Source organism: Streptomyces sp. NRRL F-5126, from assembly GCF_000721265.1.
Classification (GTDB): Bacteria; Actinomycetota; Actinomycetes; order Streptomycetales; family Streptomycetaceae; genus Streptomyces.
Genome location: NZ_JOFZ01000002.1, coordinates 370285 through 392406, shown reverse-complemented (window position 1 = coordinate 392406; position 22122 = coordinate 370285). Strand labels below are relative to the sequence as shown.

The following is a 22122-nucleotide window of genomic DNA, read 5'->3' as shown; positions in this document are numbered from 1 at the left end:
GGGCCATCCTGGCTGTGGCATCCGGCGGCGCCCCGGCACAGTGGTGCGCGTCGAGAACGCTGTATCACGAAGGGGAACGACGGTGGAGATACGCCGTGGCCCGCACATCACGTTGCGCGGCAGAACCGTCCGCGGGGGATCCGATCGGTCCCACGCCCACGACGCGGGCACGTCCCGCGGCACACGCCCGGGGGTGCGCGATGCGTAAGTGGTGGCCGCTCGTCGCGGTGAGTCTCGGTGCGTTCATGCTCCTGATCGACGTCACCATCGTGAACGTCGCCCTGCCTGCCATGGCGAAGGACCTCGGGACGTCGTTCAGCGGCCTGCAGTGGGTCGTCGACATCTATGCCCTGACGCTGGCCGCGCTGCTGCTCGGTGCCGGCACCATTGCCGACCGTCTCGGCCACCGCCGTGTCTGCGTCGCGGGCCTGACGATCTTCGCGCTGGCCTCGCTGTCCTGCGCGCTCGCTCCGTCGACGGCGGTCCTGATCGCGGGCAGGGCCGTGCAGGGCGTCGGCGCGGCGGCGATGTTCGCCACCACCATCGCCCTGCTCAGCACCACCTACCGCGGCAGGGACCGCGGTATCGCGTTCGGAGTGTGGGGTGCGGTCAACGGGGCGGCGGCCGCCGCGGGTCCGATAATCGGCGGGCTGCTGACGCAGCACCTGGGCTGGCAGTGGATCTTCGCGGTCAACGTGCCCGTGGCCGTCGTGGCCGTGGCGATCACCTGGCGCTCCGTCGCCCCCGATCACGGCGGCCGCTCCCGCCCGCTGGACCTGCCCGGCATGGCCGCCTTCACCCTGATGGCCGCGGCCGTCACGTTCGGGCTGATCCGCAGCGCCGAGAGGCCCTGGGGCGACTGGGAGGTCTGGGGCCCCCTGGCGCTGGCCGCACTGTCGCTGGCGGCGTTCCTCGTCGTCGAGCGCCGCACCGCCGCGCCGATGCTCGACCTCTCGCTGTTCCGGAACCGCGCGTTCGTGGGATTCGTGAGCGGGGCGGCGCTGCTGTCGATCGGGGCGTGGGCGATGTTCCCGTACGCGTCGCTGTGGATGCAGGGCAAGCTCGGCCTCGGCCCGGTGTCCACAGGGCTCGTGATCATGCCGATGAGCGCGGTGTCCTTCGTGGTGCCGCTGGTGATGGGGCGGCTGGGGCACGGGGTGCGGCCGCGCTACTCGGTGACGCTGGGTCTGCTGTGCATCGCCGCGGGCTCCTTCCTCGAGACCGGGCTCGACGCCTCGGCCACGGCGGGCGTACTGATACCCGGCATGCTGTGCATCGGCCTCGGCGCGGGGCTCGCGCTGCCGCCGCTGTCGTCGGCGGTGATGGGCGCGGTGCCGCCGGAGCGCGCCGGGATGGCCGGTGGCGCGCTGAACATGGCGCGGCAGCTCGGCCTGGCGATCGGGGTCGCGGTGCTCGGCACCGTCTTCTCGTCCGTGGCCGGGGAGGGTATCGGGGGTCCGCGGGCGTCCGTCGCCTCGGGGCTGGACGCCGGTTACGCGGTGGCCGGTGGCTGCGCGGTGGTGGGTGCGGCGCTCGTGTTGGCTCTCACGCGCCCCGGCCGCCGAAGCGGCACCGCACACGAGGAGCCGGCCGCCGCCGCGAGCCGGGAACCGGCCAGGAGCGCCTGACGCCCGGCGCACGACGAGCGCGTGACCACCGGCGCCGTAGCCACGACGCCACGCGGGGGACCCGGCAAGGACCGGGTCCCCCGCGTGGCTACGCTGGTGCCGGCACGTGTCCCACCGTGTCCTGTCCTCCACTGCCCAGGGAGCCTGTTCGTGCGTTCGTGGCGACGTTGTCTGGATCTCGCCGGGGTGCGGCCCGCCGGCCTGCGCGCCGACTACACCACCGCCGCACGCTACCTGCGCCGCCGGGAGCCCGTGCTCTACGGCGTCGTGCGCCTCCAGTCTCCCGGCGGCTTCCTGCCGCACGCGCTGACGGGCGCCTCGATGCTCGGTTTCACGGACGACGTCTGCGACACGGGCACCCCGGGCGAGCGGCTGCGGCAGCTCGACGCCTGGACCGGGCACGTCACGCGGGCGCTCGACACGGGCGACTCGCACCATCCGCTGCTGCGCGCCTTCGTGCACTCGGCCGAGGCCGCGGCCCTGCCGAGGAAGTGGTTCGACAGCTACCTCGCGGGCACGCGGATCGACCTGGAGTTCCCCGGCTTCGCCGACGAGGCGGACTACCAGCGCTACATCGACACCCTGACCTGGCCGGGCATCATGCTCAGCACCGGCCTCACCCCGCACCTCGTGCCCGACGACGCGTTCGCCGCCTCCTGCCGGCTGGTCGCCGACGCCTGCCAGCGCACCGACCTGCTCACCGACCTGGCCGAGGACCTCGCGGAGGGCCGGCTCGCGCTGCCGCTCACCGACCTGGAGCGCCACGGCGTGAGCCCCTCCGACCTGGAGCGCGGCCGCCCCACCCGCGGTGTGCGGGCGCTGGTGCTCGCCACCGCGGACAGGGCAAGGGCGACGCTGCTCGAGGCGGGCCGGGTCGTCGGCGAGGTCCCGGTCGAGTTCCGGCCGCTCGTGCGGGTCCTGCTCGGCCTCTACCACCACCGCCTCGACACGATCGGCGCCATGGGCGCGGAGATCGTCAGGCGCCCGGTGCGTGACGACCCGGTGGAGTGCCTGCGCCTGGTGGCGGACTCGCGCCGCGAGCCCCTGGCGCTCGGGCTGTCGGCCTGACGCGCCGCTGCCCGCCCCGCCGCCTAGTTGGGGTTCTCCGCGTTGGTGAGCGTCTCCCAGGCGACGAACAGGCTGTTCGTCCCCGCGGGCCGCTGACGCTCGGTCAGCGCCTGGGTGCTGGTCATCGCGATGCCCTTGCGCGTGTGCAGCGCGTTGAAGCCGACCTCGGTGATCGGCCCGAGGCCGAGCTTGAGCGACTTGCCCGGACACAGCGTGGACGGCTGGGACATGGCCCCCGTCTCCAGGCGCGACTGGAAGCCGAGCGCCTGCCGCAGCCGCTCGCCGACCTGCGGGTAGAGGTCCTGGCCCTGGATGCGTGCCGTCTCGTAGACGTGCCCGATGTTGGAGATGCCGTAGCCGGTGTGGGTGAAGTCGCGGCAGGTCTCCTGCGTGACGCCGGTCATGGACGCGTTGAAGGTCGACTGCCCCTGCCAGTAGGCCACGATCTTCGCGCGGGTGTCGAGGTGCTGGCTCGGCACCGTCTTGGGCAGGCTGCCGTCCGAGGGCAGGTAGACGTAGGCGGCGGTGCGCGTCAGGTACTTGGAGATCGCCGTGTCGTAGTCCGCCTTGTCGTCGAGGTAGACGGAGATGGACACCGCCGCCTCCATCATCGTCAGCTCCCAGTTGCCGTTGGAGTTGGAGCCCTTGATGACGGTCGGCAGGTAGACGTCGCGCAGCATCGTGTCGAACCGGCCCTCGTCGGGCCAGTTCCCGTACACGTGCTTGATGATCTCGGCGGCCTTCGGCCAGGAGGCGCCGGCCCATCCCGTCTGGAGGGGCGCGTTGGAATCGGTGTGCTCCTGGATGGTGGCTGACCAGGCGTCCATGAGCTCGATGGACTTCTGGGCGTACCGGTCGTCGCGGTTGATGTACCAGGCGAGGGCGTCGGTGTACGCGGCTATCGCGTCCTGCCGTTCGTCGGTGCAGCCGTTGTTCGGGTGCGAGTACGAGCCGCACTCGACGTTGGCGCGCGGCTTCGGCGTGCGGTTCAGGTCGGCGTACTTGCTCGCCATCATCTGGTCGTACGCGGACTTCCAGGGCTCGGCGCCCGCCTGGACCTTGGCCCGTATGAAGTCGAGTTGGGCGGTGTCGAGGTTGACACCCGGGTGGGTGAAGGCGGCGGGGGACGCGGCCACCGCGGGGGTGGCGGCCGCACGGTGCGCGGCGTGGCCGGCCGAGGTGGCCGAGGCGGGCGCCATGCAGAGGGCTGCGGTGACGCCCGCGAGGGCTGTGGCGAGCGTGACGAGCCGTGAGGTCTTTCCGGGGCGCATGTGGGGGGTCCCTTCCGGTGGAGGGTGTCCCAACGCCGCCGGACACGATGCCAGTTGTTCATCGACATGAATGCCAGGCGGAGTTGTGAACGTGATGGCAGGAAGGTAGAGCGCCGCACGACGGCCGTCAAGGTCTGTACCTTTACTGGCTCCGGACGCGGCGGCGCCCCGCGGTCCGCCGGGGACCACGGGGCGCCGTACGAGCCGGGCGCGGCGGCCTACCGCATCAGCAACCCCGCGTGCTCGCCCGCCGCCTCCGTGGGCAGCGCGACGAGGCCGAGGTCCACGCCGCCCGCCAGCAGCACGTGCGAGGGCAGCACGCGCACCGTGTACCCGTACGGTCCCGTGCGGTCCAGGGACAGCGGCCCCTCGTAGACCCAGCGCCCCTCGGCGTCAGGACCGCCCGACGGCTTGAGCGGGAACGTCTGCGCGTCGGCGATGGCATCGTCCGAGTCGACCCGCCCCGCCACGGCCTGCACCTCCACGTCCTCGGGACGCAGATCGCCGAGGGCGACGCCGACCCGCAGCGCGAGCGCGGAGCCCAGCTGGGCGGTGCCGCAGGTAGCACCCTCCCCGGCCGAGACGGTCTCGACGTGGTCGACCGACACGTGCGGCCACAGGGTGCGCACCCGGTACTTCCAGGCCGCGAGTTCCGCTGCCGCCTTCGTGCCGAGCGCGCGGTGCGCGTGCGCGGCGGGCGCGTACAGCCGCTCCACGTACTCGCGCACCATCCGGCCCGCCAGCACCTTCGGTCCCAGCGTGACCAGCGTGCGGCGCACCATCTCGATCCAGCGGCCCGGCAGCCCGTCGCCACTCTCCTCTGCCGCGGCCCGTCCGCCCCGGCCGCCCGAGCCGCCCCGGCCGCCCCGGTCGTAGAAGCGCGGTGCCACGCGGTTCTCGATCAGCTCGTACAGCGCGTTCGCCTCAAGGTCGTCGCGGCGGTTCTCGTCCGCGGCGGCCGACCCGTCCGCGGTCGGGATGGCCCAGCCGAAGTCCGGCTCGTACCACTCGTCCCACCAGCCGTCCAGGACCGACAGGTTGAGGCACCCGTTGAGGGCGGCCTTCATCCCGCTGGTGCCGCACGCCTCCAGCGGCCTGAGCGGGTTGTTCAGCCACACGTCGCAGCCCGGGTAGAGCTTCTGCGCCATGCCCATGCCGTAGTCGGGCAGGAACACGATCCGGTGCCGTACCCGGGGGTCGTCCGCGAAGTGCACCAGCTCCTGGATGAGCCGCTTGCCACCGTCGTCCGCCGGGTGCGCCTTGCCCGCGACGACGATCTGCACCGGCCGCTCCTCGTCGAGCAGCAGCCTGGTCAGCCGCGCCGGGTCGCGCAGCATCAGCGTCAGCCGCTTGTACGACGGGACGCGGCGGGCGAAGCCGATGGTGAGGACGTCGGGATCGAGGACCCCGTCGATCCAGCCGAGTTCCGCGGCCGCCGCGCCGCGCTGCCGCCAGGAGGCCCGCAGCCGCTCGCGCACCTCGGCCACGAGCCGCGCGCGCAGGGTGCGCCTGACCTGCCAGACGTCCGCGTCGGGGATGTCGGCGACCGACTCCCAGCGGCCGGGCCCGCCGACGGTGAGCGCCTGCTCGGCCCGGGCCTCGCCGATCTGCCGGGCGCCGAGCGCCACGACCTCGGGAGCCACCCAGGTCAGCGCGTGCACGCCGTTCGTGACGGACGTGATCGGCACCTCCTCGGCGTCGAACCCGGGCCACAGGCCGGAGAACATCTCCCGGCTGACCCGGCCGTGCAGGGTGGAGACCCCGTTGGCCCGCCCGGCGAGGCGCAGCCCCATCACGGCCATGTTGAACACCTGCGGGTCGCCGCCCTGGTAGGTCTCCGTGCCGAGGCCGAGCACCCGTTCCGCCTCGACGCCAGGCAGTTCCCCGTCGGCGCCGAAGTGGTGGGCGACGAGCGCACGGTCGAACCGGTCGATGCCGGCGGGCACGGGGGTGTGCGTGGTGAACACGGTGCCCGCGCGCACGGCCTCAAGCGCGGCCTCGAAGCCGGTGCCGTCGGCCGCCAGCTCACTGATCCGCTCCAGGCCGAGGAAGCCCGCGTGGCCCTCGTTGGTGTGGAACACCTCGGGAGCCGGGTGGCCGGTGAGCCGGCAGTACGTGCGCACGGCACGCACGCCGCCGATGCCGAGCAGCATCTCCTGCAACAGCCGGTGCTCGCTGCCGCCGCCGTAGAGCCGGTCGGTGACCTCGCGTTCCGTGTGGCCGTTCTCCTCGACGTCCGAGTCGAGCATCAGCAGCGGCACCCTGCCCACCTGCGCCTGCCAGATCCTGGCGCGCAGCGCGCGGCCGCCGGGCAGCGCGAGCTCCACGTGGGCGGGGGTGCCGTCGGGCTCACGCAGCTGGGTGAGGGGGAGCTCGTGCGGGTCGAGCACCGGGTACTGCTCCTGCTGCCAGCCGTCCCTGGAGAGCGACTGGCGGAAGTAGCCGTGCCGGTAGAGCAGGCCGACGCCGATCAGCGGCACCCCGAGGTCGCTCGCCGCCTTGAGGTGGTCGCCGGCGAGGATGCCGAGGCCGCCGGAGTACTGCGGCAGGGCCGCGGTGATGCCGAACTCGGGCGAGAAGTAGGCGATGGCGGCGGGCAGCTCGCCGGCGCCCCCCGTGCCCTGCTCGCCGCCGGCCTGCCCGGCGTCCCGCTGCTGGTACCAGCGCTCGCCGTGCAGGTAGGCGTCCAGGTCCGCGGTGACGGCCGCCAGCCTGTCCAGGAACGCCCGGTCCCCGGCGAGCTCGGCGAGGCGTGCCGCCGACACGGTGCCGAGCAGTCTGACCGGGTCGGCTCCCACGGCCCGCCAGCCCTCCGGATCGACCGCCTCGAACAGCTCGCGGGTCGCGGTGTGCCAGGACCAGCGCAGGTTGCGGGCCAGATCGCTGAGGGGGCCGAGGGGCTCGGGAAGTACCGGGCGGACGGTGAACCGACGGATTGCCTTCACGTGCTCCACCTTCGCAAGGGACGTACGTATCGGAGGGGACGCACCGCGCAGGGCGTCCCGCCGTGGTGAGACGTTAGCCGTCCGCTGCCCCCGCAACCACGGCGCATACGCGCGCGTCGCGGCGGTTTGCGCGCGGTTCGTGCGACGCTCCCGCCCCCGCCCGCCGCGTTGCGCCGGTGCATATGCCGTACGGCGGCGCCCGCCTCGCGGGTACGAGGCGGACTCGCGCACGGCGGCGCGGCGGTACAGGATTGGGTAACCATTCCGGTGCGGTGAGTCAACGCGGCGCCGGATTGGCGGCCCCGTTCGCATGGAAGGCTCCCCCGTACGCACGCTCGCGAGTGCTGTTCGGGTGAACGCGGGCGCAAACGGACCTGCCCACACCGTGCCTCCGGTCGATCAAGCAGCTAAAAAGAACAGCAAAACCAGTACAAAATCTGATTCGCGGCTACTTACCCCTTCCGCACCCCGCCTGTCCTGCTCGACTCGCACCACTTGTCCTGCTCGTCACGCCAGCCCAGCCCCCAGGTGATTCGGTGAAACTGATCGGTCGCATCCCCGTCCTGGACGTCACCCCCCTCGTCGACTGCGGAAGACGCCCGGCGAAGGCGGTGAGCGGTGAGACCTTCCAGGTCGCCGCGACCGTCTTCCGCGAGGGACACGACGCGGTCGCCGCCAACGTCGTGCTCACCGACCCGGCCGGGCGCCCGGGGCCCTTCACCCCGATGCGCGAACTGGCGCCCGGCACCGACCGGTGGGGCGCCGACGTCACCCCCACGGAGGAGGGCGACTGGACGTACACGGTCGAGGCGTGGAGCGACCCCGTCACCACCTGGCGGCACACCGCGGGCATCAAGATCCCGGCCGGCATCGACACCGACCTGGTGCTCGCCGAGGGCGCGGCGCTGCACGAGCGGGCCGCCGAGGGCGTGCCGAAGCGCGAGGGCCGCGAGTTCGTGCTCGCGGCGGTGGACGCGCTGCGCGACACGTCGCGTCCGCCGGCGGCCCGTCTCGCGGCGGCGCTGACACCCGAGGTGGACGAGGCGCTCGCCGCCCATCCGCTGCGCGATCTGGTCTCCGCCTCGCGTCCCGTGCCGCTCAAGGTGGAGCGCAGGCGCGCGCTGTACGGGTCCTGGTACGAGATGTTCCCGCGCTCGGAGGGCGCGGTGGTCAGGCCGGGCGAGCCGGCCGTGAGCGGGACGTTCGCGACGGCCGCCGAGCGGCTGCCGGCGATCGCCGCGATGGGGTTCGACGTGGTGTACCTGCCGCCGATCCACCCGATCGGCAGCACGTTCCGCAAGGGCCCGAACAACTCCCTGTCGGCGGGGCCCGGTGACGTGGGCGTGCCGTGGGCGATCGGTTCCGAGGCCGGCGGCCACGACGCGGTGCACCCGGACCTCGGCACGATCGACGACTTCGACCGCTTCGTGGGCACCGCGCGCGACCTGCGGATGGAGGTCGCGCTCGACTTCGCACTGCAGTGCTCGCCCGACCACCCGTGGGTCGGCAGGAAGCCCGACTGGTTCCACCACAGGCCCGACGGGACGATCGCGTATGCGGAGAACCCGCCGAAGAAGTACCAGGACATCTACCCGATCGCGTTCGACAAGGACATGCGCGGCCTCGTCAGGGAGACCGTACGGATCCTGCGGTACTGGATGTCCCACGGGGTACGCGTCTTCCGTGTCGACAATCCGCACACCAAGCCGGTGGTCTTCTGGGAGAAGGTCATCGCCACCGTCAACCGGACCGACCCCGACGTCATCTTCCTCGCCGAGGCGTTCACGCGCCCCGCGATGATGCGGGCGCTGGCCGCGATCGGCTTCCAGCAGTCGTACACCTACTTCACCTGGCGCAATTCGAAACAGGAACTGACGGAGTACCTGACCGAGCTCTCGGGCGAGTCCGCCTCCGTCATGCGCCCGAACTTCTTCGTCAACACGCCTGACATCCTGCACGCCTACCTCCAGGAGGGCGGCAGGCCCGCGTTCGAGGCGCGGGCGGTCCTCGCGGCGACGATGTCACCGTCCTGGGGCGTCTACGCGGGGTTCGAGCTGTGCGAGAACGCGTCGGTGCGCCCGGGCAGCGAGGAGTACCTGGATTCCGAGAAGTACCAGCTCAGGCCCAGGGACTGGGAGGCGGCCGAGCGTGAGGGCCGCACGATCGCACCACTGATCACCACGCTCAACCGGCTGCGGCGCAGGCATCCCGCGCTCCAGCAGCTGCGGGACATCCACTTCCACCACGCCGACAACGACTCCGTGCTCGCGTACAGCAAGCGGTCGGGTTCGAACATCGTTCTGGTGGTCGTGAACCTCGACCCGCACCACACCCAGGAAGCCACGGTCTCGTTGGACATGCCGCGGCTCGGCCTTGAGTGGCACGAGACCGTCCCGGTGCGCGACGAGCTCACCGGCGACACCTATCACTGGGGCAGGGCCAACTATGTGCGCCTGGAGCCGGGCGTCACGCCCGCGCACATCGTCGTCCTGCGACCGTCCCCGCCTACCGGAGGGTCACCCACATCATGATCGTCAATGAGCCCGTCCACGACCTCTTCGAGGACACGCCGGCGAAGGACCGCAACCCCGACTGGTTCAAACGGGCCGTCTTCTACGAGGTCCTGGTGCGTTCGTTCCAGGACAGCAACGGCGACGGCGTCGGCGACCTCAAGGGCCTCACCGCCAAACTCGACTACCTGCAGTGGCTCGGCGTGGACTGCCTCTGGCTGCCGCCGTTCTTCAAGTCCCCGCTGCGGGACGGCGGGTACGACGTGGCGGACTACACGGCGGTCCTCCCGGAGTTCGGCGATCTCGCCGACTTCGTGGAGTTCGTCGACGCCGCGCACCAGCGCGGCATGCGTGTGATCATCGACGTGGTCATGAACCACACCAGCGACCAGCACCCGTGGTTCCAGGAGTCGCGCACCAACCCCGAAGGCCCGTACGGCGATTACTACGTGTGGGACGACGAGGACAAGCGGTACGCGGACGCGCGCATCATCTTCGTCGACACCGAGGCGTCCAACTGGACGTTCGACCCCGTGCGGGGGCAGTACTACTGGCACCGCTTCTTCTCCCACCAGCCGGACCTCAACTACGAGAACCCGGCCGTGCAGGAGGAGATGATCTCGGTCCTGCGATTCTGGCTCGACCTCGGCATCGACGGCTTCCGCCTGGACGCGGTGCCCTACCTGTACGCGGAGGAGGGCACGAACTGCGAGAACCTGCCGCAGTCGCACGCCTTCCTCAAGCGCGTACGGGCCGAGATCGACGCCCACTACCCGGACACCGTGCTGCTCGCCGAGGCCAACCAGTGGCCGGAGGACGTGGTCGACTACTTCGGCTCCTTCGAGCGCGGCGGCGACGAGTGCCACATGGCGTTCCACTTCCCCGTGATGCCGCGCATCTTCATGGCGGTGCGGCGCGAGTCGCGCTACCCGGTCTCCGAGATCCTGGCGAAGACGCCGGCCATCCCGAGCGGCTGCCAGTGGGGCATCTTCCTGCGCAACCACGACGAGCTGACGCTCGAGATGGTGACGGACGAAGAGCGCGACTACATGTACGCCGAGTACGCCAAGGACCCGCGGATGCGCGCCAACATCGGCATCCGCCGCAGGCTGGCGCCGCTGCTGGACAACGACCGCAACCAGATCGAGCTGTTCACGGCCCTGCTGCTGTCGCTGCCCGGCTCGCCGATCCTCTACTACGGCGACGAGATCGGCATGGGGGACAACATCTGGCTGGGCGACCGCGACGCGGTCAGGACGCCCATGCAGTGGACGCCCGACCGCAACGCGGGGTTCTCCTCCAGCGACCCGGGCAGGCTCTACCTGCCGACGATCATGGACCCGGTCTACGGGTACCAGGTCACCAACGTCGAGGCGGCCATGGCGTCGCCGTCGTCGCTGCTGCACTGGACGCGCCGGATGATCGAGATCCGCAAGCAGAACCCGGCCTTCGGCATCGGCTCGTACACGGAGCTGCCGTCCTCCAACCCGGCGGTGCTGGCGTTCCTGCGCGAGGCGCCGTCGCCCGAGGGCAACGGCGACGACCTGGTGCTGTGCGTGCACAACTTCTCCCGGTTCGCCCAGCCCACCGAGCTCGACCTGCGGCAGTACAGCGGCCGCCATCCGGTGGAGCTGATCGGCGGTGTGCGCTTCCCCGCCATCGGCGAGTGGCCCTACCTGCTCACGCTCGCGGGCCACGGCTTCTACTGGTTCAGGCTGCGCCAGGACTCCGCGCCGGCGCCGGCCGCCTCGGGGCCCTCACTCGGCGTGGGCGTGGGCGCGGCACCGGGCGAGAAGCCGGCGCCCGGTAAGGGTGGTGCCGCGGCGGGCCCCGGTGCGGCGGCAGGTCCCGGCGCGGCGACGGGCCCCGGCGCGGCGCCCGCGACCGAGTACCGGCGGGGCTGAGACGCGGGGCGGTTTCCGCCGCCCCGCACGGGGCACTCTCACCGACGGCCGGTTCGCGGGAATCGGGCCGCGCGGGGATCCTCCGTTACGTCCGTCGACTCCGTACGGACCATCCTCACCCGACACATTCCGAACAGCCGGACAGCTACCGCCGCAATCCGGGACACTCGGCGCATCCTGTGTGTACCCGGGGAAAGGACGCGCTGCCATGCCGAAGGCTGCATCCGCCCGGAGCACCGGGCGACAGGCCGCCGTCCGGGCCGGGGCGCCGTCCGCCGCGGCCGAAGCGGTGGTCGACTCGCTCGCCCCGCTGCTGCGGGAGTGGCTGCCGCGGCAGCGCTGGTTCGCGGGCAAGGGGCGCACGCTCACGGGCCTCGTGCCGGTCGCGGTCACCGAACTGCTGCCGCCCGTGCCGTCCGGCGGCGAGGGCCCAGGACTGCTGCACCTGCTGCTGCGGGTGGAGCAGCACGACGGGCAGCCGCCCGTGAGCGCCACGGCCCCGGGCGACTGCTACCAGTTGCTGCTCGGCGTGCGTACGTCGCTGCCGCCGCACCTCGCGCCTTCGCTCATCGGCGACGCCACCGAGGGGCCGCTCGCCGGACGCACGGTCTACGACGCCCTGCACGACCCGTACCTCGCAGGTGTCGTCATGGACCGGCTGCGCAGCGTGGACGCGGTCGGGCCCCTGCGGTTCGGGCGCGCGGGGCCGATCCCGGCCGGTCTCGCCCCGAGGCTGCTCGGCGCCGAGCAGTCCAACTCGTCGCTGGTGTACGGCGACGCGTACATCCTCAAGATCCTCCGCCGGGTGGTGCCGGGGCCCCACCCCGACCTGGAGCTCCCGCTCGCGCTCGCGGCCGAGGGGTGCGCCCGGGTGCCCGCGCCGGTGGCCTGGTTCGAGGCGGCGGACCCCGCGGGCAGCGGGGAGTCCCTGACGCTCGGCGTCGTCCAGCCGTACCTGCGGGGCTCGACGGACGGCTGGCAGCTGGCGCTCGCCGCACTCGACGGCGGGCACGCGTTCGCCGCGGAGGCGGGCGAGCTCGGCAGGGCGACCGCCGAGGTGCACCTCGCGCTGGCGTCCGCGCTGCCGACGGTGACGCTCGACGGCGGCAGGACGGCGCAGCTCGCCGAGGCCATGAGCCGCAGGCTGGACACGGCGGCGCAGGCCGTGCCCGCGCTCCGGCCGTACGCCCCTGGGCTGCGCGCCGCCTTCGAGGCGCTCGGCGGCCTCGACGCGGCGGAGCGCGTCCGTCCGGCCCAGCGGGTCCACGGCGACCTGCACCTGGGGCAGACGCTGCGCAGCCCGGACGGCAGCTGGTCCGTCATCGACTTCGAGGGCGAGCCCGCGAGACCGCTCGCCGAGCGGCGCAGGCCGCAGCCCCCGGTGCGCGACGTCGCGGGGATGCTGCGCTCCTTCGACTACGCGGCGCGCTCCCGCGAGCCGTGGCGTGCCGACTGGTCGGCGCGGTGCAGGGACGCCTACTGCGAGGGCTACGCGCGGGCGGCCGGCACGGACCCGCGCTCGGAGCCGGAGCTGCTGCGGGCCTACGAGACGGACAAGGCCGTCTACGAGGTCCTGTACGAGGCGCGGCACAGGCCCGACTGGCTGCCGGTGCCGATGGCGGCGATCGAGCGCCTGGCGGCGCAGCGGTGAGGGCGCGCTCCGTACCCGTCCGTCCGCGCTCCGTACCCGTCCGCACGCGCTCCCTGCCCGTCCGCCCGCGGCCCGCTCGCGCCGCGGCCGCCCGTCCAGCAGACTCGTAGCCACGCCGTTCACCACGCCGTCCGCGCAGTTCTCCGACAGCCCACGCTCGTCCGACGCTCGCCGAGGAGGCAGCACCGTGACCGCCCGTCCGTCGTCCGACACCCCGTCGGAGCCAGAAGTGTCCGCCCGTTTCCGTCCCGCCAAGGCGTCCGGTTCCGTGCCGATGGGCGATCCCCCGGCGCAGCCCCCGGGCAGGCCCGTGCCTTCGCGCCGCACGCCGCCGCTCGACACCGGTCCGGCCGTGAGCGCCGCGGGCTCGTCCGGGTCATCGGGCGGGACCGGCAGCACGCCGCGAGGCGCCACGGCCACGCCGCCCGCTCCCCCGCTCGACGACGGCGACCGCGGCAGGCTGCTGCGCGGCGAGCACCACGACCCGCACGGCCTGCTCGGCGCGCACCCGGTGGACGGCGGCGTGCTGGTGCGCGCGCTGCGCCCGTACGCGCGCGGCGTGAGCGTCGTCGCGGACGGCACGGTCACGGCGCTGAACGACGAGGGCGACGGGCTGTTCTCCGGCGTGCTGCCGCTCGCGGGGGTGCCGGCGTACACGCTGCGCGTGCGCTACGGCGAGGCGCAGGGCGACGACGTCGTGGAGGTGCGCGACCCGTACAGCTTCCTGCCCGCGCTGGGCGAGCTCGACCTGCACCTCATCTCGGAGGGCCGCCACGAGCAGCTGTGGAAGGCGCTCGGCTCGACGGTGATGGAGCACGGGGGCGTGACGGGGACGCGGTTCACGGTGTGGGCGCCCAACGCGCGCGGTGTGCGCGTCGCCGGCGCGTTCAACTACTGGGACGGCACGGCGCTTCCGATGCGCTCGCTCGGTTCGAGCGGCGTGTGGGAGCTGTTCGTCCCTGAGATCGGCGAGGGCGACGTCTACAAGTACGACGTCTGCACGCCCGAGGGCCACCACTCGCTGCGTGCGGACCCGCTGGCGCGTGCCACCGAGGTGCCGCCCGCCACGGCGTCGGTGGTGGCGGTCTCGCGCCACGCGTGGCGGGACGAGGAGTGGCTTGCGCACCGTGCGGACCGGCCCGTGCACACGGCGCCGTTCTCGGTCTACGAGGTGCACCTGCCCTCCTGGCGGCCAGGACTGACCTACCGGCAACTGGCGGAGCAACTGCCCGCGTACGTGAGGGAGCTGGGCTTCACGCACGTGGAGCTGATGCCGGTCGCCGAGCACCCGTTCGGCGGCTCGTGGGGCTACCAGGTCACCGGTTTCTACGCGCCGACGTCGCGCATGGGCTCGCCCGACGACTTCCGGTTCCTGGTGGACGCGCTGCACGGGGCGGGCGTCGGGGTGCTCATCGACTGGGTGCCGGCGCACTTCCCGAAGGACGACTGGGCGCTCGCGCGCTTCGACGGCCGCCCCCTGTACGAGCCGGGTGACTCGCGCAGGGCCGAGCACCCGGACTGGGGCACGCTGACCTTCGACTACGGCCGCACGGAGGTGCGCAACTTCCTCGTCGCGAACGCCGTGTACTGGTGCGAGGAGTTCCACATCGACGGACTGCGGGTGGACGCCGTCGCGTCGATGCTCTACCTCGACTACTCGCGCGAGGACGGCCAGTGGGCGCCCAACGAGTACGGCGGCCGGGAGAACCTGGACGCGGTGCGCTTCTTGCAGGAGATGAACGCGACGGTCTACCGGCGCTGCCCCGGCGTCGTCACGATCGCGGAGGAGTCCACCGCGTGGGACGGCGTCACACGCGCCACGCACCACACGGGCCCCGGCGGTTTCGGCGGGCTCGGCTTCGGGCTGAAGTGGAACATGGGCTGGATGCACGACTCCCTGGAGTACATGGCCAAGGAGCCGGTGCACCGCAAGTACCACCACAACGAGATGACGTTCTCGATGGTGTACGCCTACAGCGAGAACTACGTCCTGCCGATCTCGCACGACGAGGTGGTGCACGGCAAGGGCGCGCTGGTGTCCAAGATGCCGGGCGACTGGTGGCAGCAGCGCGCCAACCACCGGGCGTACCTGGGCTTCATGTGGGCCCATCCGGGCAAGCAACTGCTTTTCATGGGGCAGGAGTTCGCTCAGGGAGCCGAGTGGTCGGAGGGGCACGGCCCCGACTGGTGGCTGGTGGACCCGTCGTACACGGCGGCGGCGGACCACAAGGGCGTGCGCGACCTGGTCGCGACGCTGAACGCGGTCTACCGCGAGACGCCGGCGCTGTGGGAGCGCGACACCGAGCCCGAGGGGTTCTCGTGGGTCGAGGGCGGCGCCGCCGACGACAACGTGTTCGCGTTCCTGCGCCACGGCCGCTCGGGCGCCCCGCTGCTCGCGGTGTCGAACTTCTCGCCGGTCGTACGCGACGGTTACCGGCTCGGCGTGCCGGACGGGTACGCGGGGTGGGCGGAGGTGCTCAACACGGACGAGGAGCGCTTCGGCGGCAGCGGCGTGCGCGGCGCACGGGCGCTGAAGCCCGAGCCGGTGCCCGCGCAGGGCCGCGAGACGAGCCTGTCGCTGACGCTGCCGCCGCTGTCGACGGTCTGGTTCAGGCCGGAGTGACGCGAGCGCGCCCGCCGACGGCGGCGGGCGCGGCGCGGTCAGCGCGCGGGCGGTGAGGGCGGTGCGGTCAGCACGGGTGCGGTCGGCACGGGGCGGTCAGCGCAGTGCGGCCGCCAGGGTGTCCGCGACCTCGGCGGGTGCGGGCATCGCGCTGATCTGGTCCGCCGCCTTGCGGGCGTTGTCGGCGTACTGCGCGTCCGCCAGCACCTCGGCCGCCGCGCGGGCCACTGCCTCCGGTGTGGCGGCACCGGGCTCAACGGCGATCCCGGTGCGGGACGCCGCGACGCCCGCCGCCTGCAGGAACTGGTCGGCGCCCTGCGGCACGACGACGAGCGGCAGGCCACGTGCGAGCGCCCCGAGCGTGGTGCCCGCGCCGCCGTGGGTGACCACGAGGTCGATCCCGTGCAGCAGTTCGGCCAGAGGCGTGAAGGGGGCGAAGGTGACGCGCTCGCGGTCGACGTCGTAGTCGTCGGCCGACGCCGTGAGGCCGAGCGTGACGCGGAGGTCGGCGCCTGACGCGGACAGCGCCGTGAGGATCGGGCCCAGTACCCGCGGCTCGGCGAAGTGCGTGCCGAACGTGACGAGTACGCGGGCACGACCGCCGGGGGCGGGGGCCGTGTCCGTGACGGCCGGTGCGCCGGCCGGGCCCTGGTGCGGCTCGGGACGCAGCGCCAGCCTGCCGTGCGGCGGCCGCCGGCCGGGCGCCTGGATCGCGTCGGGGCACGGGTCGAGGTACCAGCGCGCCTGGCCCTGCGTCAGGCCGCGGTCGGCGTAGCGGCTCGCGGCCACGGCGGTCAGGCCGTCGGTGAAGGGCGCGGGGATCGCGGGCCCGAAGGCGAGGGTGGCGTACGGCACGCCGAGGGCGGCGGCCGCGAGCGGGCCCACGGCGTCGCAGGCCTCGGCGACGACGAGGTCGGGGCGGAAGGCGCGGGCGGCGGCGAGGGCCTCGTCGGCGGTGAGGTCGACGCGCGTGCCGGCGAAGAACTCGGCGACGGTCTCGGGGGTCGGGTCCGTGGCCGCGTCGGCGCCGGTCCTGCGCGCCGTCTCGGCGAAGAGCACGTCGGCGGTGGGGCCCACGCCGAGCAGTTCGATCCCCTCGGGCGCGAGGACGGGCGCGAAGGCCCCCGCCGTCATCACCGCGACGTCGTCACCCCGGTCGCGGAACGCGCGGGCGAGCGGGAGTTGGGGCAGCAGGTGGCCGTGTGCGGGCGTACTGGAAAAGAGTATGCGCATATTGATTAGGGTACGACTTCATCGAATTTGGTCCAGCAGGGCGTGCGCCACCTGGTCGGTGAGCCACTCCCCCGCGCGTTTCCCGCTGAAGCCGAGCCGGCGCAGCCGGTGCCAGGACCCGGGCGAGACGAAGTACTCGAGGACGCGGGTGGCATCGCGCACGCCGAGCCCCTCGCGCAGCGCCCCGAGTTCCGCGAGGCGCGCGGCGATCCCGGCGAAGCGTTCCCGCTGCAGCGCCTCGGCCCGGCGCACGGCCCCGGCGATCACCGGGTCCGCCGACTCGTTGCCGTACAGCACGTCCATCGTGCGCGCGTGCCGCCGCACGATGGTGCCCGTTCCCTCGACGGTGAGGGCGACGATCTCGCCGCCGCTCGTGGCGGCCGCCACCGCGCTGACGGCCGCCTCGACGGAGGGGTCCGAGGCGGCGCGCTCCATCAGGGCGACGACGAGGGCCGGCTTGTTGCCGAAGGCCGCGTACACCGTGCCCTGCGCGACACCGGCCGACTCTGCGACGCTGCTGATGGCCACGCGCGGGTACCCGTGCTCCGCGAACAGCGCCTCCGCGGCGTCCAGGATCGCGGTCCTGGTGCTCGCGGCGGCCTGCTCACGCACGGTGGAACGGTAGGAACGACGGGGCATGCGCCCACTGTATGAGCCCCGCCCGCTGTATGAGCCCGGCCCGTGTGCCCGTACGGACACACGCCCCGCCGCCTCCCCGGCGGCGGCGTCAACGGCCCTCGGCCCGTCACCCGCTCGCTCCCCGGTCCAGCTGCCCGCGCCTCCGGTACGGCGTCGCGGTCGGCGCAGCGGCAGCCCTGGCTCAGGCCGCCGCGGTGCGCACGACGGCGAGCCGCTGCGTCGGCCGCGTCAGCGCCACGTACAGGTCGTTCGTCCCGCGCGGCGATGCCGTGCGCACGGTGTCCGGGTCGACCACGACGACTGTGTCGAACTCAAGGCCCTTCGCCTGGCGCGGCGTGAGCAGCACCGTCGGCCGCGTCAGGTCGGGCATCTCGCCGTGGGACGCCCCCGGCAGTTCGGCGGCGAGCCGCGGCAGCAGCGTCGCGGGCGCGATCACCGCGAGCCTGCCCAGGGACGCCGCCCCGGCCGCGTCCACGGTCCCGGCCGCCTGCCCCTGCGTGCCCGAGAGTTTGAGGGCGAGTTCGGCAGCCGCGGTGGCCAGCTCATCCGGCGCCACGGTCACGACGAACGGCTCCTCGCCCGTCGAGCGCACCGAGCGCGGCGGCGTGAAGTCCGGCTCCTCGGCGCGCCGCACGTCCGCCGCGGCCTCCATGATCTCCGCCGGCGTGCGGTAGTTGACGCCCAGCCGCTCCAGCGTCCAGCGGTCGCCCACGTACGGCCGGAGGATCTGCCGCCACGAGTCGCAGCCCGCCGCGTCGCCGGTCTGCGCCGGATCGCCGACCAGTGTCATCGACCGGCTGGGGCAGCGGCGCATCAGCAGCCGCCACGCCATCGCGGAGAGCTCCTGCGCCTCGTCGACGACGATGTGGCCGAACGCCCAGGTGCGGTCCGCCGCGGCGCGCTCGGCGGCGCTGCGCGTGTCGGCCTCCTCCTGGCGCTCCGCGAACCGCTCGGCGTCGATGACGTCGTGCGCGGCGAGCACCTCTGACTCCTCGTCCTCGAACTCGTACGTCTTCGATCCGGCCGACACGTCGAGCACGCCCTGCGCGTACGCGACCTGCTCCTGGCGCGCGGCCTCCGCCGCCGCGCGCGCCGCGCTGTCGTCCTCGCCCAGCAGCTCGGCGGCCTCGTCGAGGAGGGGCACGTCGGCCGGTGTCCAGGGTCCTTCGCTGCGGCGCACGAGTGCCTGCTCGTGCTCGGGCAGCTGCAGCGGGTCGGCGAGGAAACCGGCGAGCAGCCGCTGCGGGGTGAGGTGGGGCCACAGCTCGTCGATCGCGGCGTGCACGGCAGGGCTGGTGGCGATCTCCTTGCCGAGCTGGGCGATGTCGTCGGCGCCGAGGAGGTTGGGGCCGCCGTAGGGGTCGGCGCCGAGCCGCTCGGCGAGCTGGGCCGTCAGCGCGTCGATCACGCGGAAGGCGAAGTGCGGGCGCGCGAGGTTGTGCGGGAGTCCGGTGGCACGGGCGGCGGCGCGCGCGTCCTCGGCACTCTCGCGGTCGAGCGGGAGCGTGCCGTGCTCCTCGTGCTCGATCCCGGTGACGCGCTCGGGCACCGTCTGGCGGTCCCGCACCGCGCGCGCGAGTACGTCCGCCATCGCGGCGCCGCCCTTGACCGCCGCGGCCGCCGGGGTGTCGGTGCCGGTGGCGGTGACGCCGGGGAACAGCTCGCCGACGGTCGCGAGCAGCACGCCCGTCTCGCCGAGCGACGGCAGCACCTCGCCGATGTAGCCGAGGAAGGCGGGGTTGGGGCCGACGATGAGGACGGCACGGCGCGCCAGCCGCTCGCGGTGCGCGTACAGCAGGTAGGCGGCCCGGTGCAGGGCGACCGCGGTCTTGCCGGTGCCGGGCCCGCCCTCGACCACGAGGACGCCGCGGTGGGGTGCGCGGATGATGCGGTCCTGCTCGGCCTGGATCGTCTGCACGATGTCGGCCATGCGGCCGGTGCGTGCCGCGTTCAGCGCCGCGAGCAGTACCTCGTCCGCGTCGCGGCTCTCGTAGCCGGTGCGCGTGGCGTCGCCGAGGTCCATGATCTCGTCGTACAGATCGGTGACCTCGCGGCCCCGCGTGGTGAGGTGCCTGCGACGGCTCAGGCCCATCGGCGAATAGCCGGTCGCGAGATAAAAGGGGCGGGCGACGGGCGCACGCCAGTCGATCAGCAGAGGGGTGCGTTCCGCGTCGTCGTCGCGCATTCCGATACGGCCGATGTGGTGTTCCGCGCCGTCACGGAAATCTATCCGGCCGAAACACAGTCCCGACTCCACCGCATTCAGCTGCGACAGCCGCGCGGCCTGCTCCTGAGCGCGCACGTCGCGCTCCACCTTGGCCTGCCTGCCGGTCCCCACCTGGGCCACGGAGCGGCTCATCGCGCCCTCGGCGCCGTCCCTGAGGCCGTCGAGGCGCGCATACAGACGGGAGATGAATTCCTGCTCGTCCCGCAACGCGTCGTTTGACAATTCGACCCCTGCCCTAGTAACCTGTGAACGTCGAACTCCACGTGCACGCCTCGCTTTTGAGCATGGCTTGAGCGCGTTGAGCACGAAACCCCCAATATACGCAGAGAAAGACCCTGTCCGTCAATTCGCGGACAGGGTCTTTCTCTTTTCGCGGCGGCGTTCAGGAGATCGGGGATCACGGGCCCCGGTGTCAGAGCACGTCGGCGAGGTCCTCCATGAGCCTGCGCCTGGGGCGCGCCCCCACGATGGTCTTCACCGGCTCGCCCCCGCGGAAGACCATGAGCGTCGGCATGGACAGGACGCCGTACCTGATCGCGGTGGCGGGGTTGGCGTCCACGTCGATCCGCACGATGCGCAGCCGGCCGGCCTCCTCCTTCGCGACGGCGTCGAGCACGGGCGCGATCTGCCGGCACGGGCCGCACCAGTCGGCCGTGAAGTCCACGAGCACGGGCAGGCCGGCGCCGAGCACGGTGGCGTCGAAGTCCGCGTCGGAGACGGTGGCGACGTCCTCGGCATGGGTGGTCTCGATCATGAGCGGTCCTCTCGGTCGGCGGCCGCGGGGCGGCCTCGGTCGTGCCGGGCAAGCGCGTCGGTGAGCTCGCAGCGCGGTTCCGGCGCGGCGACGTCCGCCGGGGCGGCGTGCGCGTGCTCGGCCTTCGCCAGCTGGGCCGCCACCTCGACACGCACGGAACCGAGCTGTGCGATCAGCGCGTCGAGCTCGGCCAGCTTGCGCCGGTAGACGGCGAGCGATCCGGCGCACGCGTCGCCGGAGGGGTGCCCCGCACGCAGGCACTCCACGAAGGGACGGGTTTCCTCCAGCTCGAACCCGAAGTCCTGCAGCGCCCTGATCTGCCGGAGCAGCCGCAGGTCGGACTCGTCGTAGGTGCGGTGCCCGTTGAGCGTGCGCCGCGCGGGCAGCAGCCCGCGCGACTCGTAGTACCGCAGGGCCCGGGTGGTCGTCCCGGCCCGCTCCGCCAGTTCGCCGATGCGCATGTCCTCGACGGTATGTGTTGACGCCGACGTCAAGGCAAGGAGAGATTCGTGAACGTTGTTCGCATCGTACGAGTCTCGTTCGCCTCACGTCGTACGGGGTTCGTCGGTTGAGTAGACTCAGGCCATGTCCCCGACTCCCCGGCAACGGCGCGCCGCCCGTCACCACCAGCCGGATCCCGGCGCGGGCGCTGCGCCCGCACGAGGCCGGCGGGCGCAGCCGATCACGGTCGCCGCCGTCGTCGACGCGGCGCTCGGCATCGTGGAGCGCGACGGCTACGAGGCCCTTACCATGCGCCGGGTGGCGGCCGCCCTGGAGACGGGGCCCGCGTCGCTGTACGCGCACGTCGTCAACAAGGACGACCTGGGCGAGCTGCTCATCGGCCGCCTGTGCACCGAGATCGACCTGCCCGAGCCGGACCCGGCCGCCTGGCGGGAGCAGATCACCGGCGTCTGCGTCCGGATGCGCGACCAGTACCTGCGCTATCCGGGCATCTCGCGTGCCGCGCTGGCCGCCGCCCCCACCAACGAGGACACGCTGCGCATCGGCGAGGGCATGCTCGCCATCCTGCTCGCGGGAGGCATCGCGCCGCAGGCCGCCGCCTGGGGCATCGACTCGCTGATGCTGTACGTCAACGCCTACACGCTCGAGGTGTCGCTGCTCACCGACCCGGGCAACGAGTGGGTCGTCAGCCGGGACGAACTGCTCCGCCGGCTCTCCGGCCTGCCCGACGCCTTCCCGCAGACCAAGCGCTACGCCGCCGAGCTCACGTCCGGGACGGACCACGAACGCTTCGACTTCACCCTCGGCCTCGTGCTGGACGGCATCGCCCGCCAAGGCCCCGGGTAGATTGCCCGCATGCCCTCCGCACTCGTTGTCGGTTATGACCCGCAGGCAATCCCCGGCGTTGACGCACAAGCTCTCCGCGCAGGTCTCGACGCGGAATTGGCCCGGTTCGGCGAGCACGGGATCGACGCGGCCATGACGCTGATCGAGTTCGACGATTCCGCGGGACCGGCCCTCGTCGCGGCGCTCACCGAGCGTCCGTGGGACGTGGTGGTCGTCGGCGGCGGGGTACGCAAGGCCGAGCCGCTGCTTCCGCTGTTCGAGCAGGTCGTGAACCTGATCCGCCGCCATGCCCCGCAGGCGGCCATCGCGTTCAACACGAGCGGGGGCGACAGCGTCGAGGCGGCACAGCGCTTTCTGTGAC

Annotated in this window: 14 protein-coding genes and 1 pseudogene; 8 read left to right on the top strand and 7 right to left on the bottom strand. The window is 72.9% G+C overall.

Annotation, left to right across the window (positions count from 1 at the left end):
- The first annotated feature begins 200 nt into the window (after window positions 1-200).
- Together IH48_RS0105980 and IH48_RS34280 are read left to right on the top strand one after the other, a co-directional pair.
- Complete coding sequence (locus IH48_RS0105980) at window positions 201-1628, top strand: MFS transporter (protein WP_030900065.1); 1428 nt, start codon at window positions 201-203, stop codon at window positions 1626-1628.
- 150 nt (window positions 1629-1778) lie between these two features.
- Window positions 1779-2696: a squalene/phytoene synthase family protein gene (locus tag IH48_RS34280; RefSeq protein ID WP_158710252.1), complete on the top strand. Its 918-nt coding sequence runs from the start codon at window positions 1779-1781 to the stop codon at window positions 2694-2696.
- Window positions 2697-2719: 23 nt separating this feature from the next.
- Here the strand turns inward: IH48_RS34280 and IH48_RS0105970 are convergent, their stop codons facing one another.
- Both IH48_RS0105970 and glgP read right to left on the bottom strand, forming a co-directional pair.
- Window positions 2720-3967, bottom strand: a complete 1248-nt coding sequence (locus tag IH48_RS0105970; RefSeq protein WP_030900062.1) for an alginate lyase family protein — start codon at window positions 3965-3967, stop codon at window positions 2720-2722.
- A 218-nt stretch (window positions 3968-4185) separates the two neighbouring features.
- On the bottom strand, window positions 4186-6912 hold the full coding sequence (gene glgP, locus IH48_RS0105965; RefSeq protein WP_030900059.1) for an alpha-glucan family phosphorylase: 2727 nt from the start codon (window positions 6910-6912) through the stop codon (window positions 4186-4188).
- Window positions 6913-7454: 542 nt separating this feature from the next.
- Here glgP and IH48_RS0105960 point away from each other — a divergent pair.
- From IH48_RS0105960 to glgB, 4 genes and pseudogenes are all read left to right on the top strand, one after another.
- Window positions 7455-9443, top strand: a complete 1989-nt coding sequence (locus IH48_RS0105960; RefSeq protein WP_030900058.1) for an alpha-1,4-glucan--maltose-1-phosphate maltosyltransferase — start codon at window positions 7455-7457, stop codon at window positions 9441-9443.
- Window positions 9440-11155 (top strand): annotated as a pseudogene (treS, locus tag IH48_RS0105955) (maltose alpha-D-glucosyltransferase); the annotation flags it as partial. The gene IH48_RS0105960 and the pseudogene treS, both read left to right, overlap by 4 nt.
- A gap of 379 nt (window positions 11156-11534) precedes the next feature.
- Entirely contained in the window at window positions 11535-12977 is a 1443-nt protein-coding gene (locus IH48_RS0105950; protein WP_030900054.1) for a maltokinase N-terminal cap-like domain-containing protein, read from the top strand.
- A gap of 187 nt (window positions 12978-13164) precedes the next feature.
- On the top strand, window positions 13165-15600 hold the full coding sequence (gene glgB / locus IH48_RS0105945; protein WP_234434143.1) for a 1,4-alpha-glucan branching enzyme: 2436 nt from the start codon (window positions 13165-13167) through the stop codon (window positions 15598-15600).
- A gap of 96 nt (window positions 15601-15696) precedes the next feature.
- On the opposite strand, the gene IH48_RS0105940 is transcribed toward glgB, so the two are convergent.
- The 5 genes from IH48_RS0105940 to IH48_RS0105920 all read right to left on the bottom strand — a co-directional run bounded on the left by IH48_RS0105940 (window position 15697) and on the right by IH48_RS0105920 (window position 20914).
- Window positions 15697-16833: a glycosyltransferase gene (locus IH48_RS0105940; RefSeq protein WP_030900050.1), complete on the bottom strand. Its 1137-nt coding sequence runs from the start codon at window positions 16831-16833 to the stop codon at window positions 15697-15699.
- A gap of 18 nt (window positions 16834-16851) precedes the next feature.
- Window positions 16852-17472 (bottom strand): TetR/AcrR family transcriptional regulator, encoded by a 621-nt coding sequence (locus IH48_RS0105935; protein ID WP_030900046.1) that lies wholly within the window; start codon window positions 17470-17472, stop codon window positions 16852-16854.
- Window positions 17473-17653: 181 nt separating this feature from the next.
- Window positions 17654-19921: a HelD family protein gene (locus IH48_RS0105930; RefSeq protein ID WP_030900043.1), complete on the bottom strand. Its 2268-nt coding sequence runs from the start codon at window positions 19919-19921 to the stop codon at window positions 17654-17656.
- A gap of 190 nt (window positions 19922-20111) precedes the next feature.
- Window positions 20112-20453, bottom strand: a complete 342-nt coding sequence (trxA, locus tag IH48_RS0105925; protein ID WP_030900041.1) for a thioredoxin — start codon at window positions 20451-20453, stop codon at window positions 20112-20114.
- Window positions 20450-20914: a MerR family transcriptional regulator gene (locus tag IH48_RS0105920; RefSeq protein ID WP_030900039.1), complete on the bottom strand. Its 465-nt coding sequence runs from the start codon at window positions 20912-20914 to the stop codon at window positions 20450-20452. Before IH48_RS0105920 ends, trxA begins: the two co-directional genes overlap by 4 nt.
- Window positions 20915-21038: 124 nt before the next feature.
- Here IH48_RS0105920 and IH48_RS0105915 point away from each other — a divergent pair, with 124 nt between their 5' ends.
- Together IH48_RS0105915 and IH48_RS0105910 are read left to right on the top strand one after the other, a co-directional pair.
- A complete protein-coding gene (locus IH48_RS0105915; RefSeq protein WP_030900035.1) occupies window positions 21039-21761 on the top strand; it encodes a TetR/AcrR family transcriptional regulator in 723 nt (240 codons plus the stop codon).
- Between the two features lie 9 nt (window positions 21762-21770).
- A complete protein-coding gene (locus IH48_RS0105910) occupies window positions 21771-22121 on the top strand; it encodes a hypothetical protein (RefSeq protein WP_030900033.1) in 351 nt (116 codons plus the stop codon).
- Window position 22122: the final 1 nt, after the last annotated feature.